The organism is Aeromonas sp. Lyrl_2 (assembly GCF_051948815.1).
Lineage (GTDB): Bacteria > Pseudomonadota > Gammaproteobacteria > Enterobacterales > Aeromonadaceae > Aeromonas > Aeromonas veronii.
Window position 1 is genome coordinate 1 of the sequence record NZ_JAYJLJ010000060.1, and the last position, 1062, is coordinate 1062.

The following is a 1062-nucleotide window of genomic DNA, read 5'->3' on the forward strand; positions in this document are numbered from 1 at the left end:
GGCGTTGTTTCCTAAATCGATGCAGCTTGAATGGAACTAATTGAAAACCCAGTGATCTGATCACCACCATCCCCCTCAAGTCTGCATCATGGGTAAAGCGCTTCACCCCATCACCAATTGGCCTCAATACAACAGGTCTCTGATCAACCGTGGCTCTCTCACTTTCTGGGTTGATGCCGAGGCAATGGATAACTGGTTCCACCAAGTCCATCACGGAAAACGGGGACGCAGCCAGCTCTACACCGACCAGAGCATCTGTACCTTTCTGATGCTCAAAGGGATTTTCAGCCTCACGCTGCGAGCCACTCAGGGGCTACTCGACTCCCTGTTCGAGCTGATGAATGTGCCGCTGTGTGCCCCGGACTACAGCTGTGTCAGCAAGCGCGCACGCACAGTGAAGGTGGCCTATCGGCAGCCCCCTAAGGGGCGTATTACCGACCTGGTTATCGACTCGACGGGTCTGAAAGTGTTTGGCGAAGGCGAGTGGAAAGTCAGAAAACACGGCGCTGAGAAACGTCGAGTCTGGCGCAAGTTACATCTGGCGGTAGACCCGGTGACTCACGATATCGTGGCGGCAGAAGTGTCGCTGGAGAATGTGCATGACGCAGAGGTGTTGCCGACCTTGCTCAATCCTCTGCGTCGCAAGCTGGGGCGTGTTTACGCGGATGGCGCCTATGACAGCAAAGCCAGCCATCGGTTGATTACGCGTAAAGGGGCGACGGCGTGTATCCCGCCTCGCAAAAACGCAGGACTATGGAAAAAGGGCCATCCGAGAAATGAGGCGGTGCAGGTGATGCGCAAGGAAGGGCTGGCGCACTGGAAAAAGATGTCGGGGTATCACCTTCGTTCGCAGGCAGAGACAGCGATGTTCCGGTTCAAACAGTTAATGGCAGGCCAAATCACCCTGCGAAAATACAATGGTCAAGTGGGAGAAGTGATGGCGTATGTGAGCGCGATGAACAAACTGAACACCCTTGGTCTGCTTGTAAGAAAGCCCCGAGTGTAGCGGTCACCCGGGGCTGGGGAAGTCATGACTTGCTGGCTGATTTGGGAAACAACGCC

General features: G+C 55.1%; 1 protein-coding gene. It reads left to right on the top strand.

Translation table 11 applies throughout. The features are described 5' to 3' along the window. Positions 1 to 88: 88 nt before the first annotated feature. Positions 89 to 1006 (top strand): IS5 family transposase, encoded by a 918-nt coding sequence (locus tag VF684_RS20895; protein ID WP_107685037.1) that lies wholly within the window; start codon positions 89 to 91, stop codon positions 1004 to 1006. Positions 1007 to 1062: the final 56 nt, after the last annotated feature.